Here is a 15,613-nt window from a genome sequence, read left to right as displayed (position 1 = left end):
CAGGAGGGGCCGGGACCATGCAACTCAATCTGCTGGACTACTTCTGGAACGGCGCCCTGCGGACCCACCCCGCCAAGGTGGCCATCGAGGACAACGGGACGGCCACCTCGTTCCAGGAGCTCCGGCAGCACGCCTTGCGTTGCGCCGCCGCTATCCAGGCCCGAACCGGGTCCCTCAACGAGGCCATCGCGGTCCTGCTGCCCAAGGGGACGGCGACGATCGTCGCCGATCTGGGCATCCTCTGCAGCGGAAACTGCTATACGAACCTCGATGTCAAATCGCCTGCCCAGCGCATCCGGAACGTGGTTGAAAATGTCGGCCCGGCCCTGCTGATCACGTCCCGGGACCTGGCGGAGGCCGCGGCCGGACTCGGCGTGGCGCCGGACAGGCTCCTGTTCGTCGAGGACTTTCCCGGCGCCGCCTACGACGCCGAGGCCATCCTCTGCCGCCTGGAAAAGGTCATCGACACGGACCCCGCATGCATCATCAACACCTCGGGGTCCACGGGCACCCCCAAGAGCGTCGTCCTCAACCACCGGAGCATCATCGACTTCATGGACTGGCTCTTCGGGAGGTTCGGGTTCGGGCCCGAGGAGCGCATCGGCAGCCTCTCTCCGTTCCACTTCGACATCTATACCCTGGAACTCTGGTACACCCTCGCCAAGGGCAGCACCTTCGTCATCATTCCCGAGCAGCATGGCATCTTCCCCACCAGGCTCGTGGAGTTCCTGGCATCGGAACGCATCTCCTTTCTCTTCTGGGTCCCGACGGTGATGGTCAACATCAGCAACCAGGACACCTTTGCCGCCGCCAAACCCAAGGCGCTGCGGAACGTGCTGTTCGCCGGCGAGGTGTTCCCCACCCGGCACTTCAACTACTGGCGCCGCCATTTCCCGGAGGCACTGTTCGTCAATCTCTATGGTCCCATCGAGATCACGGTGGACTGCACCTACTATGCGGTGGACCGGGAATTCGCCGACGAAGACCCGCTCCCCATAGGCTTCCCCTGCCGGAACACCGACATCCTGATCCTGGATGAGGACGGTCGTCCAGCCCCGCCGGGAACCCAGGGCGAGCTCTGCGTGCGCGGGACCTCCCTGGCCATGGGCTACTGGAACGACCCCGAGAAGACCCGCAAGGCCTTCGTCCAGAACCCCCTCAATACCCGTTACCCCGAGCTGATCTACCGAACCGGGGACCTCGTCCACCTCAACGCCGCGGGCGAGATCCTGTTCGACGGACGCAAGGATTTCCAGGTCAAGCACCTGGGCTACCGCATCGAACTGGGGGAGATCGAGCACGTCCTCGTCAACTCGGTGGAGGACATCGCCAACGCCTGCGTCCTGTACGACCGGGACCGGAAGGAGATCGTCCTCGTCTTCGAAAGCGCACGGCAGGTGACGCCAGCGGAGATCCGCAAGAGGCTCCAGCAGGTCCTGCCCAAGTACATGCTGCCCACCGTGTTCCATCAGGTTGAGGCCATGGTGCGTAATCCCAACGGCAAGATCGACCGGAAGCGGCTTCAGGAGGAGTTCCTCGGATGAGCGGCTTCGCGCGGGTCCACGGCCTCGAAGCCCTCATGGCCGCAGTGAACTCGGTCAGGGCCGGGGCGGGAGCCTTCGTCACCAACCTCTACCTGGATCCCGAGAAGGCCCGCGAATGGATCGCGCGCGGGGATCTCGCCTGCCTGGAGACCGGCGGATGCGCCCTGTTCTTGCGCAGGGACCGGTGGTTCCGGCATGTCCATTTCTGCGCCGCGGACCCCGCGGCCCTGGCCGGTTCCCTTGGCCACCTCGAGGGGGAGGGACCCCTGACCCTGGATCTCCTGGGCCGCCCGGACCGGGTCGAGGAGATGGGTGGTTGGTTCCATGCCTCCGGTTTCAGGACCTATTCACGCCTCACCCGGCTGGCCCGGATCGCGGTCCCTGGCGCTCCGCCCGCACCCGCGCCACCCGCGGAGACCGAGACGGCGGTGGCGGCGGACGTCGACGCCCTGCTCCGGGACCTTGAGGCCTGCTTTGATCCCCTCAAGGAGCACCTCCCGTCCCGCGGGGAGCTGGACCTGGCGGTGGCGGCGGGCCGGGTTCGGCTGGTCCGCAGCGGAACCGGAATCGCCGGGTTCCTTTACTGCGATACGGTCGGCGCCAGTTCCACCCTACGCTACTGGCTGGTGGACCCCGGCCACAGGGACCAGGGCATCGGCGCTAGACTGATTCGTGACTACTTCCACAGGAACCCCGCCGTAAGGCGCTACCTCCTGTGGGTGCTCGATTCCAACGCAGACGCCATCGCCAAGTACGGCCACTACGGCTACGCGCCGGACGGCCTCGTGGACCAGGTGATGATCAGGGGGGTACCGCAATGAAGCTTGTCCTGGACATCCTGAACGAGATCCGGCCTGAATTCGATTTCTCCACCAGCCAATCGTTCATCGCGGACGGGATGCTGGATTCCTTCGACCTGTTGACCCTGGTCGGGGCTCTCGAAGAATCCTTCGGCATCCGCATTGACGGCCAGGACATCGTGCCCGAGAATTTCGCCAACCTCGCCACCATCGGACACCTGATCGAGAAGAGCCAAAAGAAATGAACCTGACCTACGAAGGGAAGAAGATCTCCGGGATCCTCACGGTCCTGCCGGCCAACGTCTCCAGGTTCGACGACGAGACCGGCAACTACACCTTTCCCAAAGAGAAGACCCTGAGGCTCAAGCCGCTCATGGGCTTCGACGAGCACCGGATCGTGGAGGACGGCGTCTGCGTCTCGGACCTGTGCGTTTTCGGGCTCAAGGACCTCTTCGCCCGGGGCCTGCTCCGGAAGGAGGACATCGACGCCCTGGTCCTCGTGACGCAGTCGCCCGACCAGTTCATGCCTCCGACCAGCAACATCATCCAGGGCCTGCTGGAACTGAAGCGGGACATGATCTGCCTGGACATCAACCAGGGTTGTGCCGGCTTCGAGATCGGGCTCCTGCAGGCCTTCGCCCTCCTGGACCAGCCGGCCATCCGCAAGGTGGTGCTCCTCAACGCCGACGTCCTCAGCCGGAAGACGTCCCGGCAGGACCGGAACAGCTTCCCGCTCATCGGAGACGGGGCTTCCATCACGGTCGTGGAGAAGGACCCGGAGGGCGGCCGGATCCACGCCAACATACAGATGGACGGGACGCTGCGGAACGCCCTGGCCATCCCCGCCGGCGGCTTCAGGATGCCGTCGACGCCGGAAACCGCGGCCCCCGTGGACGACGGCACCGGCAACCTGCGGGCCAAGGACCATCTGGTCATGAACGGCCAGGACGTGTTCACCTTCGTCATGACCGAGGTCCCCCCCATGATCCTCTCCCTTGCGGAGACCGCCGGGATCGGGCTCGCGGACATCGACTGGTTCCTGTTCCATCAGCCCAACAAGTTCATGATCCAGAAACTCGCCGAGAAGCTGGAAGTCCCCCCGGGGCGGATGCCCGGAAACGTCGTCGAGAAGTTCGGCAATGCCAGCGGCGTGACGATTCCCACGAACGTCTGCCTCAACCTGGGCGAAAAGCTGAAGGACCAGCGCTTCACCGTCTGTTTCGCCGGGTTCGGGGTCGGATTGACGTGGAGTTCGATTCTCATGACCATTGGGAACATGGAATTCTGCGAAATTGTGAATTACTGATGGAACCGGGAGAAGTGCCCATGGACGTTTTCTACCAGAAGCTCCGCGAGATCCTGGAGTGCGAGGACGTCCGCCGGGAGTCCGACATCGGCGACTTCGAGAACTGGGATTCCCTCGGGGTCCTCACCATCCTGGCGATGATCGATTCCGTCTACAAGGTTCCCGTCTCCTCCGAGGAGTTCCTCAAGGTGCGCAAGGTCGGGGACCTCGAGGACCTGCTTCGGGCGAAGCTGGGCAGGTGATGGACGCCCCGGCCTGCACCCTGGTCACGGGCGCCTCCTCAGGGATCGGGCGCGGCGTGGCCCTGGCGCTGGCCGAAGACCGCAGGCTGATCCTGCACGGGCGGGGCCGGGAGCGTCTCGAAGCGGTGCGCAGCGCCTGCCCGGGGCGGGACCACCTGGTGTGGACTGCCGATTTCGCGCGGGCAGAGACCCTCGCGGAGGACCTGCGCGGCTTCCTTCAGGCCTCCGGCACCCGCGTCTCCGCGCTGGTCCACTGCGCGGGGGAGGTCAGCGTGAGGCCCACCCGGCTCGACGCCTACGAAGACAGTCTGCGCGCCATGAACGTGAACTTTCTTTCCGCCGCCGAAATCATCCGGGTCCTGCTCCAGGCTGCGCCCAACGGGAAGGCGCTCCGCGACATCCTGCTGATCTCAAGCATCTACAGCCGCCTGGGCGCCAAGGGCCAGGGCATCTATTGCGCCACCAAGGGCGCTGCCGACGCCTATGTGAGAGCCCTGGCCGCCGAGCTCTCGCCCCGTGTGCGGGTGAATTCCCTGTTGCCGGGAGCCGTCCTCACTCCGATGACCGAAGCGCTGCCGGCGGCCTACCTCGACCGGTGCCGGGAGGCGCACCCCCTGGGCCTGGGGGAGGTGGCCGACGTGGCCAGCTACGTGAAGTTCCTCCTTTCGGACGGGGCGCGGTGGGTCACGGGACAGAACATTGTCGTCGACGGGGGCTTCAGCGCCTGCAAGGGACTCTAGGAGGTTGGGATGGCCAGCGACTGCAGACTGTTCCGCGCCGGCTCGGGGGAGTGGGTCACCCGGGCCTCCCTCGCCGAAGGGCTGCGCCAGGTCGGCGCCTGCGGCCACCAGATCCTCTATGTCCACACGGACATCTCCTTCGGCCAGCCCAACTCCGACCTCGGCCGCGATGGCCTCCTGGGCGCGCTCCTGGAGACCCTCCTGGACCTGGGCGCGGGCACCCTCCTGGTTCCCACCTTCACTTTCAGCTTCTGCAACGGCGAGGACTTCGATGTCCGCCATTCCCGCTCCCACATGGGTGCGCTGAACGAATACATCCGCAAGCGGCCGGAAGCCCGGCGCTCCGTGGACCCGCTCATGTCCACCGCGCTGCTCGGAGCCAGGCCCTACCTCGTCACCGACGTGGGCCGGAACTCCGTGGGGGAGGGCTGCACCTTCGACCTTCTCCATCGCGAGCGGGATGCGCACTTCCTCTTCCTCGGCGTGCGCCCTTCCAAGTGCTTCACATTCTCCCATTTCGTGGAGGAGCGGCTCCAAGTGCCCTACCGCTACCCGCGCCCGTTCACCGGGCTCATCACCGAAGCCTCGGGCCGCGCCTACGAGGACACCTACACCCTGTACGTGCGCCACCAGGACGTCGTCCCCGCCTCCAACGGCGCCTTCGAGGCCGAAGCCGTGGCCACCGGCCTGATGCTTCAGGCGCCCTGTGGGGACGGCTTCCTGTCCGCCATGGACGAGAAGGCGGCGTACGACCTCTATGCGGCCCGGATCCAGGGGGACATCAACTACATGCTCGAGCGGCCCTACCCCGAGCAGCTGGTTGAAACGTTCCACGCGGACCACATGATCGCTCTCTGAAGGCCCCCCCATGTTCGTCGAGAAGATCGCCATCGATTCGCAGGCCCTGGGGCGGACCGTCCTGGAGTTGCGGGACCCCTCACCCCACGCGGATTTCCCGTCCTTCGAAGCCGCCTACCGGACCCAGCACGACCCCCGCTACTGCGTCTGCAAGGTGCCCATCGAGGACCTGGAAGGCATCCATCACTTGGAGGAAATGGGGTTCCGGTTCCTTGAGCTGCAGCTCAAGCTGGTGGGCCGGCCCCGGGAACGGGACACGTCGGCCTTCCCCTTTGAATTCTCCCCGGTGGCCGGCGAGGCGGAGCTGGCGGAGGTCCTGGCGATCGCCGGATCCACGTTCGTCGCCGACCGGTTCAGCGTGGATCCCATCCTCAGCGTCAGCGATCCGGGGGTCTCCGGGCGCCGATACCACCTGTACGTGGAGAAGTCTTACCGCATGGCGGACGAGCGGCTCTTCAAGCTCGTCAACCGGGAGTCCGGCCGGATCGTGGGGTTCAATACCCACAAGTACCTGGGAGCGGACGAGGTGCTCATGTTCGTCGGTGGCGTGCTCCCCGCCCTCAAGACGACTGGACTGGGGGCGATCACCGACTTCTTCCTGATAAATGAACTGAAGCAGCGAGGGGTCCGGAAGTTCTACACCCATGTCTCGGCGAGAAATTATCCGGTCATGAACCTGGAAATCGCCGGTCTGGGCTTCAAAGTCTTGCAGAACTTTGCAATACTTAGGAAAATTTACCCCTGATCCCTCCTTGGAAACCCGACGCCCCCCCCTCTGGACGCCTTGCGTCATCCCGGGTGACGCGGGACGGCACACAGCGACCCGATCCCAGAGCGAAAGATTACTTTTTCCCAACCTTCCCGCTTTGCTCAACTGATAATATGCTATAGGCCGCCTCACCCCAACCTCCCCCCCTCCCTAATGGCACTGGAATTGCTTGCATTAGGGTCCATCTCACGAAGGAGATCTTATGAAGAGACAGTCCGGCTTCACCCTCATCGAATTGCTCCTGGTGCTTGCCATCATCGGCATCATCAGCGCGATCGCCATCCCCGCCCTGCTCAGCCAGCGCGCCCGCGCCCGCGACAAGACGGCCATCTCCAACATGGAAGGGCGTGTCGGCGACCTCATCGGCCAGTACGACAAGTACAAGGAGATGGGCCTGACCTCCACGCAGATCACCACCAGCCTCGGCAAGTACCTGGCCCAGACCGGCGGTTCCGACAAGAACCCCTGGAACGGCTCCCTGCAGGCCTTCGACTCGGCCGTGAACGCCGCCGGTGGTCTTGGCACCACGCAGTCCGCCGCCATCTCCAACATCAAGGCCCTCGCCACCGTCCAGGGCCAGGCCAAATTCGCGATCCAGTACCCCAACGGGACCACCCCCGGCTGGCTCGGCGGCGCCGTCCTGATCAATGGTGTCGTGGCCAATTCCAACCACGTCGCCAAGGTTTCCGCCATCGAGTAATGGGCAGGGAGCTAAATTGAAAGGAGGAGCTTTCCGGCTCCTCCTTTTTTTTCGGAGAATCGCATGGGCCACAAACTTGGACGGTGGGCCGCGCCGCTGGCGGCGGGGCTCGTGGCTCTGCTGGCGCTCGCGATCGCCATGGCGGTGCGCATGCGGAGCGCTGAAGCCGGGTTGACCTCGGTGATGACCTCCGGGTTCAGCCTTCCTCCCGTCAAGCACTTCGCTTTCCGGTTCGTGACCCGGTTGCTGCTGCCCTTCTACCTGGGGGCCGCCCTCCTGCTGTGGGGCTCCACCCTGGTCCTGGCCAACGCCTTCCAGTCTGGCTGGTCCAAGACCTGGCGCCCGCTCGAGGGCTTCCTGTTCACGCTTTCGGCCCTGGTCTGGGTGCATCTCATCCTCTGGTGGCAGGTGCCCTCGACCCTCTGGCTCATCCCCGGCATGCGCCTCCTGCCGTTCTGGGTCGACTACCCGCTGCTCCTTGCGGCCTCCCTGGCCTACCCCGTCCTCTGGATACGGAAGCACGGCCTGGGCTGGCTCAAAGGAACCGCGTTGACAGCGTGCCTCCTGCTGGCCTGGTCCCTCCTCCCCTGGGCCCCAGAGCGGCTGCCCCGCTTGCTCACCACGAGCCTGGGCGGCACCGACAAGACCCAGGTCCTGCTCATCGGCCTGGACGGGTTGCGCGAAGACGTCGGCCAGGCCGCCACCACGGACTGGAAGGGGACGTCCTACACCAACGCTTACACGGTGATACCTGCCACCCGGCTCCTCTGGCACATCCTCTGGGGCGGCGATCCCCTCTTCTACACCATCGGCCACGCGCCCCCCACCCGGGAGGAGCTCATGGGCCAGCAGCCCCTGCCGGTAATTGACCAGGCATTCAAGAAGGCTTGGCGGCCCCGGTTCTACATCGATGATGGCGGGACCATCGGCCTCACCGGCAAGGTGGCGAGCTTCGACGATGTGGTGATGCCGGCTCCCGGGTGGGAGAACTTCGTCAACTCGAACCTGAGCTCGGCCTTCCCACTTTTCGCCGACTGGGAGAACTGGGGCCGCGCCTTCCCCACCACCAATCCCTGGGCCCCCCTGGACGGCGGCCTGAAAGAGGCCATCCGGCTGGGCCGGGGCGCCAAACTCGTGATGTTCCATTCCTGCCTCGCCCACCAGCCCATCTTCCTCAACCGGGAGGAACTGGCTGAGCTGCCCAGGTGGTGGACCATGGTCCCCCGGAACCTGGAGCCCTACCTGGCCCGCCAGCAGGTCACGGTGGCGCGCGCGGCCAATTACGACCTCCGCCGGGACCCCTTCACGGCCTACCGGATCCGCATGCGGAGCGTGCTCCGGGCCTGGTCCGGCATCTGGAACAACCTGGACCGGGACCCCGACTACGGGGGCGCCACGAAGGTCCTCTTCTCGGACCACGGGGAGCGGTTCTACCACGTGACCGAGACCATCCGCCTGGGAGGGGTCCACGGGTACGACATCGATCCCTGGGAGGCGCGGATCATGCTCAAGGTGGACGGCCCGGAATTCAAGGCGGCCCCCGGCGCGCCGCCGGTGGCCTCGACCGTCAGCGTCCTGTCCATCCGGGACGCCCTGGGCGAGGCCATCGCCAAGGACCGGCCCCTGTCCCGCCGGACCCTGGAGACCAGCTACCCCACGGCGCCCCTGCGGTACCAGACCCTGGGCCGGGACCTGTTCACCTCCGACCAGATCGGCCTGTATCGGGAGATGACGGTGGAGCGCCTCGCCATGCAGACCGCGGTGGCCCCGGACGGCATCTGGTTCGTGAACACGGATTCCACCGCAAAGGAACGGGCGGAGGAAGTGACCGTGGCCTTCGCCCGTGGCAGCGACCTGGAAGTGATCAAGCCCCTGAAGGCCGGCGGCGCCAACAAGCTCTTCTACCAGGGCTACCAGCTGAAGGCCGTGGACACGGTGCCGGAGGCGGACTACACGGCGGCCAAGGAGAAGGTCATGAAGATCCTCGCGCCCCCGGCGCCATGACCCTGCCCGCCCGTTCCTGAAGTGCCTGCAGGCGGCGGCAGGCTTCGCCGTTGCCCGGTTGCAGCACCAGGACCCGCTGGAACCAGGCCCGGGCCTGGGGGGCGTCCCCGGACGCATCCAGCGAAATGGCCAGGTTCAGGGCGAAAGCCGGGCTGGAGGGATTGAGCTGGGCGGCGGCCTTGAAGTAGGGAACCGCCTCCGCGTCCCGCCCCAGGGTTCGCAGAAGGAGGCCCAGGCGCATTCGCGCGTCCTGGGACTTGTCCAGCTGGCGGAACGTGTCGGGATCGTCCCGCAGCCGGACCGGCTCCAGGGCGAGGATGCCCAGACAGTACGGGATCGCCTCCTCCAGCCGCCCCATGGACAGGAGAAGGTAGGTGATGTCATCCATGGCCTGATGGTCCTGGGGATGGACCTCGATCCAGCGCCGGAAGCCGGCCAGGGCCTCCTCGTTCTGCCCCGACCAGGCCAGGGCGCGGGCGAGGTTGATCTGGGCCATGCGGACGCCCGGGTCCATGGCCACGGCCGCGCGGTATTCCACGATGGCCTCCTGCGCCCTGCCCCGGGAAAATAGGGCCTGCCCCAGGTTGTTGCGGGCGACCATGTTGTCGGCGGCGACCGCGCGTTCGTGGCGGAACAGGGTGAGGCTGTCGTGCCAGTGGGCGGCCTGGACCCGGGCCTGGCTCATCAACAGGACCGTTGCGAGCGACCCCAAGCCCCACGTGATCCAGGGCCGGACCCGTAGTCCGGCCGCCAGGTCCCGGCCGCCCCAGGCGATGGCCAGGAAAGGTCCCAGGAGGGGGATGTACGTGTAGCGGTCCGCCATGCTCTGGGAGCCCACCTGGATCAGCCCGATGACCGGCAGGAGGGAAACCAGGTACCACAGCCATCCCGCCAGCAGGTAGGGCCGGCTGCGCCTCTCCCGGAAGGCCAGGATGGACAATGCCAGGAGGGCTGCCCCGGCAAGGAGGCTGTTCCAGATCCGGATGTCGGCCGCGATGATCGGGTAGAGCGGCGCCAGATCGAAGGGCCAGACCATTTTCCGGAGGTACTTGGCATAGGCGAGCAGGGCGTTGCCGACCCGGTAGCCCAGGGGCAGCCGGGCCATGGTGATCACGGCCCCGCCGCTGTGCTGGACGAGAAAGGTCACCAGCGAAGAGGCGGCCGCCAGCCCGAACAGCGGGAGCTTCTCCAGGACCAGATCCTTCCAGGGGGCGGCCCTGCGCAGGGGCCAGCGATCCAGTATCAGCAGGAGCACGGGCAGCGTGACCAGCATGGGCTTGGCCATGAGCCCCAGGACGTAGCAGGCCAGGACCGCAGGCCGGAACCGCCGGTCCGAGCAGCTCCGGTGGTAGGCGGCGAGGGTGAGGAGCAGGAAGAACATGCTTAGCACGTCCTTGCGCTCGGCCACCCAGGCCACGCTCTCCACGTGCAGCGGGTGCGCCGCGAAGAGGGCCGCCACGAAGGCGCTGGGCCCGAGATCCCCGGTCATGGCCTTCAGGAGGAGAAAGAGCATCACCGCGTTGGCGGCGTGGAAGACCGCGCTGGTCACGTGGTGCATGCCCGGGTCCGGCCCGAACAGCGAGAAATCGGCCATGTGGGAAAGCCAGGTCAGGGGATGCCAGTTGGCCGCCGCCCCGGAGGTCAGGGCCCAGCCCAGATTGGCCCAGGTCAGTCCCTTTGCCGTGTGGAGATTCCCGGCCACGTACAGGGGATCGTCGAAGTTCAGGAACTCGAAGCCCCGCACCTGTCCGAAGATCACCCAGACCACAGCCAGGAGGGCAAGGGCCACGCCCGGGACCGCCAGCCTGGAGGCGCCGCTTCTCATGCGGGCGTGCGTCCGGCCCGGAAGCGCGGCGACCGGAACAGGCCCAGGCGGGCCATCCGGTAGTGGAGGGCGGTGGCAAGACAGCCGAAGCCGTAGCGCACGCTGCGCCGGAAGTTGATGGACGAGGCTTCGGCGAAGTAGCTGGCCGGGCAGGTGACTTCGGCGATGGTGAACCCGTGCCAGAGCACCTGGGCCAGCATCTGGTTGTCGAAGACGAAGTCGTCGCTGTCGGGGGCCAGGTCGATGGTCTCCAGTACCTGGCGGGAGAAGGCCCGGTAGCCTGTGTGGTATTCCGACAGCTTGGCCCCCATCATCAGGTTGCCGAACATGGTGAGGAAGCGGTTGGCCAGGTACTTCCACCCGGGCATGCCCTGGGCCATGGCACGTCCGCCCAGGATTCGGGAACCCAGGACGCAGGGGTAGAGGCCGTTGGCGATAAGCGAAGCCATGGCGGGAAGGAGCTTGGGGGTGTACTGGTAGTCCGGGTGGATCATCACCACCACATCCGCACCGGCCTCCAGAGCCAGCCTGTAGCAGGTCTTCTGGTTGCCCCCGTAGCCCACGTTCCGTTCGTGCACGTGCACCAGCGTGTTCGGCAGGCTCCGGGCCAGGGTGGCGGTCCCGTCCTGGCTGCAGTCGTCCACCAGGATCACCAGGTCCACGATCCCCTGGTCCATGACCTCCTGATGCGTCCTCAGGAGGGTGCGTTCCGCATTGTAGGCGGGCATTACGACGACGAGCTTCTTGTCCTTGATCATCGGTCCTTCCGGGAGCCAGGGTGGGTCCTTCCCAGCATAGCCGGGACATGCAAGGTCCGCGCCCCTACCCTGGCCGGTTCAGCTCGAGGGATCCACCTGCTCCCAGGTCACGCCGAAATGGGCGAGGATCCCCTGCCGCTCCTGGCGCTCCTGGTCGGCGATGCTCGCGTAGGGACGCAGGAAGACGACCCTGCGCACCCCGCGGCGTACCAGGGCCCGGGTGCAGGTCAGGCACGGCTCGTCGGTCACGTAGGCCGTGTGCACGGGGCCGTCGCAGAATCCCAGGGCGTTCTCCTCGGCATGGCTGGTATGGAGGCAGCGCGTTCCCGGTCCGCAGGTGTCCGGCGTGCAGTGGGGCATGCCGGGAAGGGCGCCATTGTAGCCGCCCGAGGCCAGGCCGCCGTCGGCCCTGAGCAGGACGCAGCCGACCTTCAGCCGGCAGCAGGTCCCCAGGCGGCTCAGCTCCAGCGCCATGCGGAGGAAGACGTCGTCCTTGAGTTCGGATCGGCTCATCGGCAGACTCCTAGCGGCCTGGCACCACTTCAATGTCTATCTGATGCACGGGGCCGTCGCCGCGTTCCTGCCAGAGGATATGGGCCCCCAGGGCCCGGGCAAGCTGGTTGACGCCCTCGCGGGTCTCGGGCTGCAGGGCGTTCTTGAGCTCGGAATGCAGGGTTAGCCGGAGCTGGGCGCCCCGCAGGCGCTCCCCCTGGCGGGCCATCTCCCGGTAGACGCCCAGCACCACGGTCTCCGCGCTCTGCCTGCGGCCCGAGCCCTCGCAGTGGGGGCAGGCGCTGGTGAGGAGCCGCTCCAGGCTGGGGCCGGTGCGCTTGCGGGTCATCTCCACCAGCCCGAAATCGCTGATCTCCACGGCCCGGGCGTGGTTCCGGTCCCGCTCCAGCTCCTCCTGCATGCGCTTCATGACGGCCTCGCGGTGGGCGGGGTCCATCATGTCGATGAAGTCGATGACCACGATGCCGCCCAGGTTGCGCAGGCGCAGCTGGCGCACGATCTCGGGGATGGCCTCCATGTTCGTGAGGAAGACCGTCTCCTCCAGGTCCTTCTTGCCCACGAACTTGCCCGTGTTCACGTCGACGCTTACGAGGGCCTCGGTCTGGTTGATGACGATGCTGCCGCCGTGCCGGAGGAAGACCTTGGGCTGGCGCGCGGCGTCGATCTCCTTCTCGATGGCGAAGGCCTCGAAGATGGGCAGGTCGGAGGTGAAGTGCTTGATGCGGCCCACCCACTCCGGGTGCAGCCGGCTCACGAAGTCCACCACTTCGCGGTAGGTGTCGTCCCGGTCCACCCAGAAGCTGGCCACCTCCTCCCGGAAGAGGTCCCGGAGGACCTTCTGGAGCAGGCGGAAGTCCTTCCACACCAGGCTGGGGGCCTGGAGGTGCTGGCAGCTGGCCTGGAGGTCGGTCCACAGCTCGCGCAGGTAGGCCACGTCGCTGACGAGGTCTTCGTCCTTTTCGCCGATGGCCGCGGTGCGCACGATGAAGCCCTCGCCGGGCAGCGCGTGGCCCTTGATGAGGGCCCGTAGCCGCTCCCTTTCGGCGGGGTTGGTGATCTTGCGCGAGATGCCCACGTGCTCGATGCCCGGCATCAGCACCAGGAACCGGCCCGGGAAGCTGATGTGGCGGGAGAGGCGGGGCCCCTTGCTGCCGATGGGATCCTTCACCACCTGGACGAGGATCTCCTCGCCCTCCTTCACGGGGGGCAGGGTCACGGGCAGAGCGGGAAACTCCAGGACCCCCTCGCCCCCCTCCTCCTCCTCGACCACCTCCTCCGAAGGCAGGCGGTGGGTCTCGGGCTCGTCCAGGTAAAGGAACCCGTCCTTGGCGCCCCCGATGGCCACGAACGCACTCTGCATGCCCTGCAGGAGCTTGGCCACCCTCCCCTTGTACACGTCCCCCACCTGGCTGACCTGGGTGGTTCTCTCGATGAACAATTCGCAGAGCTGGCCGTTTTCCAGTAGGGCAATGCGCATCTCCAGCGGGGTCGCATTGACCACGAGGGACCGTCGGACTTCCATGGCTTACACCTCTCAAGAATTCGGCGGAAACGCCTCGCGCGGTTCCCCAGTTGCTCCTGGTCCTGCCTGGCCAGGGGCTGACACTCTTTTAGCAAGTCTAAGGAATAATGGGAAGCTCGATTAGAAAAATACGCGTCCCGGGGTGCCGGAGGCGTCCTCATTCGCGGGCGCCGAGGGATCGTGCGACCTGGATCTCCCGGGCGGCCTCCTGGACCCGGCCGGCAAGTCCAAGCTCCCTGCCGAACTCCAGGTGCGCGGCGGACGAAGCGGGAGCCAGGGCCACGCAGCGACGGAACTGCTCGAGGGCATCCTGCCGTCGGCCTGCTTCCCGTAGGGCCAGGCCGAGATTGAGGAGCAGGCCCGGCTCCTGGGGATCGGCCTGGACCGCCGCCTGGAGTTCGGCACAGGCCTCCTCTGGCCTGGCCAACTGGCGCAGGATCAGGCCCAGCATCCGCCTCGCTTCCCGGGTTCCCACCTTCTGGGCCCTGGCGTCGGGTTCCTGCTCCAGGCGCCGGGGTTCCAGTGCGATGTAGGCCCGGAGGGGCGCGATCGCCTCCCCGTAGCGTCCCTGTCGCATCAGGATCGGGCCCAGGCGCAGGATGGCCCGGTAGTTTTCCGGTTCAAGGCTCCAGACGGCGCCGAAGGCCTGCCGCGCCTCATCTTCCCGCCCCAGCCCCAGCAGGGCCTCCCCCATCCAGTACCAGGCCAGGCCATGGCCCGGGACCAGGGCCACGGTCTCCCGGAATTCCCGCACGGCCTCCTCCCTGGCCCCGTCCCGGTACCAGCCTAGGCCCAGGCAGAGGTGGGCGACCGCGTTGTTCCCCACCACGGCCAGATCCCGGGTGAAGAGCGTCCGGTCATCCTTCCAGTAGCCGGCCTCCACCCAGCTCCTGGCCATCCCGGCCGCGGCCAGGAGGCCCAGCAGCGCGGCCGCCAGGCCCCGCGGCACCCGCCACCGGCGGAGCACATCGGACCCGAGCCAGGACAGGGCCGCGAAAACGCCCACCAGGGGCAGGTAGGTGTACCGGTCCGCGATGCTCTGGGCGCCCACCGGCAAGAAACCTGCGACCGGAACCAGGGCGACGAGGAACCAGGCCCAGCCCGCGAGCAGGTAGGGCCGCTCCCAGGCCTGGCGAAGGGCGGCCCAGGTGAGGACCACCAGCGCCGCCAGGGAGACCGCAGCCAGCCACGCCAGCCTCCCCGGGGGAAGCGCGGGGTAGAAGGCGGCCAGATCCATGGGCAGGAGCGTCATGCCCAGGTATCGGCCATAGGACGCAAGGGCGTTGAGAAGGTTGTGCCCGAAGGGCGACTCCGTGGAGGTTACGCGGCTCCCGGCCTGGGAGACCACCGTGATGACGCAGACCGCCGCAGCCATGAGCAGGAACGGTCCTTTCTCCCAGACCAGGCGGGCCATGGATCGTCCCCACGGCCTGCAGGTCCGCCCCAGCGGCCAATGATCCAGGCAGATCATCAGGATCGGGAGACTCACCAGCATGGGTTTGGCCATAAGCCCCAGGGCATAGAGGAGAAGCGTGCCGGCCAGCCACACCCGGGACCTGGAGCGCGTGTACCGGACGTAGGCCATGAGGGTCAGCAGGGCGAAGAACATGCTCAGGACGTCCTTCCGCTCCGCGATCCAGGCCACGCTCTCCACGTGGAGGGGGTGGATGGCGAAGAGCATCGCGGTCGCAAGGCTCGGCCAGAAGGCCTTCGTGGTGTCCTCCAGCAGGAGCAGGAGCAGCATGGCGTTGAGTCCATGCAGGACGACGCTGGTCAGGTGATGCCATCCCGGCGCGGCACCGAACAGGGCCACATCGGCCATGTGGGAGAGCCAGGTAACGGGGTGCCAGTTGGCGTAATGGGCCTCCGTGAAGGCCCACCGGAGGTTGTCCCAGGTGAGCCCGTGGAGGACGTGGGCGTTGAGGACATACTGCGGATCGTCGTAGGACAGGAAGCCGGCCCCAAGGAGGCGGCCGAAGGTCGCGAGAACCACAAGCAGGAGGAAGGCGCAGGCCAACCCGTTCCGCCTGGG

General features: G+C 66.8%; 15 protein-coding genes. 10 read left to right on the top strand and 5 right to left on the bottom strand.

The window, feature by feature from the left end; genetic code table 11:
- The first annotated feature begins 17 nt into the window (after nt 1-17).
- From RAH40_RS15600 to RAH40_RS15555, 10 genes are all read left to right on the top strand, one after another.
- Entirely contained in the window at nt 18-1,544 is a 1,527-nt protein-coding gene (locus tag RAH40_RS15600) for an amino acid adenylation domain-containing protein (RefSeq protein WP_306598488.1), read from the top strand.
- Complete coding sequence (locus RAH40_RS15595; protein ID WP_306598487.1) at nt 1,541-2,365, top strand: GNAT family N-acetyltransferase; 825 nt, start codon at nt 1,541-1,543, stop codon at nt 2,363-2,365. Before RAH40_RS15600 ends, RAH40_RS15595 begins: the two co-directional genes overlap by 4 nt.
- Nucleotides 2,362-2,589 carry an acyl carrier protein gene (locus RAH40_RS15590; RefSeq protein ID WP_306598486.1) on the top strand — a complete coding sequence of 76 codons (228 nt, stop codon included), beginning with the start codon at nt 2,362-2,364 and terminating at the stop codon, nt 2,587-2,589. Before RAH40_RS15595 ends, RAH40_RS15590 begins: the two co-directional genes overlap by 4 nt.
- Entirely contained in the window at nt 2,586-3,650 is a 1,065-nt protein-coding gene (locus RAH40_RS15585; protein ID WP_306598485.1) for a 3-oxoacyl-ACP synthase III family protein, read from the top strand. Before RAH40_RS15590 ends, RAH40_RS15585 begins: the two co-directional genes overlap by 4 nt.
- A 20-nt stretch (nt 3,651-3,670) precedes the next feature.
- Nucleotides 3,671-3,892 (top strand): phosphopantetheine-binding protein, encoded by a 222-nt coding sequence (locus tag RAH40_RS15580; protein WP_306598484.1) that lies wholly within the window; start codon nt 3,671-3,673, stop codon nt 3,890-3,892.
- Entirely contained in the window at nt 3,892-4,632 is a 741-nt protein-coding gene (locus RAH40_RS15575) for an SDR family NAD(P)-dependent oxidoreductase (RefSeq protein ID WP_306598483.1), read from the top strand. Before RAH40_RS15580 ends, RAH40_RS15575 begins: the two co-directional genes overlap by 1 nt.
- A gap of 9 nt (nt 4,633-4,641) precedes the next feature.
- Nucleotides 4,642-5,490, top strand: coding sequence for an AAC(3) family N-acetyltransferase (locus tag RAH40_RS15570; protein ID WP_306598482.1), 849 nt, complete (start codon nt 4,642-4,644; stop codon nt 5,488-5,490).
- 10 nt (nt 5,491-5,500) lie between these two features.
- Nucleotides 5,501-6,235: a hypothetical protein gene (locus RAH40_RS15565; RefSeq protein ID WP_306598481.1), complete on the top strand. Its 735-nt coding sequence runs from the start codon at nt 5,501-5,503 to the stop codon at nt 6,233-6,235.
- Between the two features lie 226 nt (nt 6,236-6,461).
- The gene (locus RAH40_RS15560; RefSeq protein ID WP_306598480.1) at nt 6,462-6,959 is read left to right on the top strand and encodes a type II secretion system protein; all 498 of its coding nucleotides are present in this window, start codon (nt 6,462-6,464) and stop codon (nt 6,957-6,959) included.
- Between the two features lie 63 nt (nt 6,960-7,022).
- Nucleotides 7,023-8,963: a hypothetical protein gene (locus RAH40_RS15555; RefSeq protein ID WP_306598479.1), complete on the top strand. Its 1,941-nt coding sequence runs from the start codon at nt 7,023-7,025 to the stop codon at nt 8,961-8,963.
- Here RAH40_RS15555 and RAH40_RS15550 read toward each other — a convergent pair.
- The 5 genes from RAH40_RS15550 to RAH40_RS15530 all read right to left on the bottom strand — a co-directional run bounded on the left by RAH40_RS15550 (nt 8,932) and on the right by RAH40_RS15530 (nt 15,598).
- Nucleotides 8,932-10,788: a tetratricopeptide repeat protein gene (locus RAH40_RS15550; protein WP_306598478.1), complete on the bottom strand. Its 1,857-nt coding sequence runs from the start codon at nt 10,786-10,788 to the stop codon at nt 8,932-8,934. The two genes, RAH40_RS15555 and RAH40_RS15550, sit on opposite strands and share 32 nt — an antisense overlap.
- Nucleotides 10,785-11,546, bottom strand: a complete 762-nt coding sequence (locus RAH40_RS15545; protein WP_306598477.1) for a glycosyltransferase family 2 protein — start codon at nt 11,544-11,546, stop codon at nt 10,785-10,787. The genes RAH40_RS15550 and RAH40_RS15545 overlap by 4 nt, the downstream gene beginning before the upstream one ends.
- Nucleotides 11,547-11,624: 78 nt before the next feature.
- On the bottom strand, nt 11,625-12,059 hold the full coding sequence (locus RAH40_RS15540) for a hypothetical protein (RefSeq protein ID WP_306598476.1): 435 nt from the start codon (nt 12,057-12,059) through the stop codon (nt 11,625-11,627).
- Nucleotides 12,060-12,069: 10 nt separating this feature from the next.
- A complete protein-coding gene (locus RAH40_RS15535; protein ID WP_306598475.1) occupies nt 12,070-13,581 on the bottom strand; it encodes an Rne/Rng family ribonuclease in 1,512 nt (503 codons plus the stop codon).
- Between the two features lie 157 nt (nt 13,582-13,738).
- A complete protein-coding gene (locus RAH40_RS15530; protein WP_306598474.1) occupies nt 13,739-15,598 on the bottom strand; it encodes a tetratricopeptide repeat protein in 1,860 nt (619 codons plus the stop codon).
- Nucleotides 15,599-15,613: the final 15 nt, after the last annotated feature.

The organism is Geothrix sp. 21YS21S-2, assembly GCF_030846775.1.
Taxonomy (GTDB): domain Bacteria; phylum Acidobacteriota; class Holophagae; order Holophagales; family Holophagaceae; genus Mesoterricola.
Note: the sequence above shows the minus strand (reverse complement) of the source record. Positions and strands in the feature narration are given on the sequence as shown.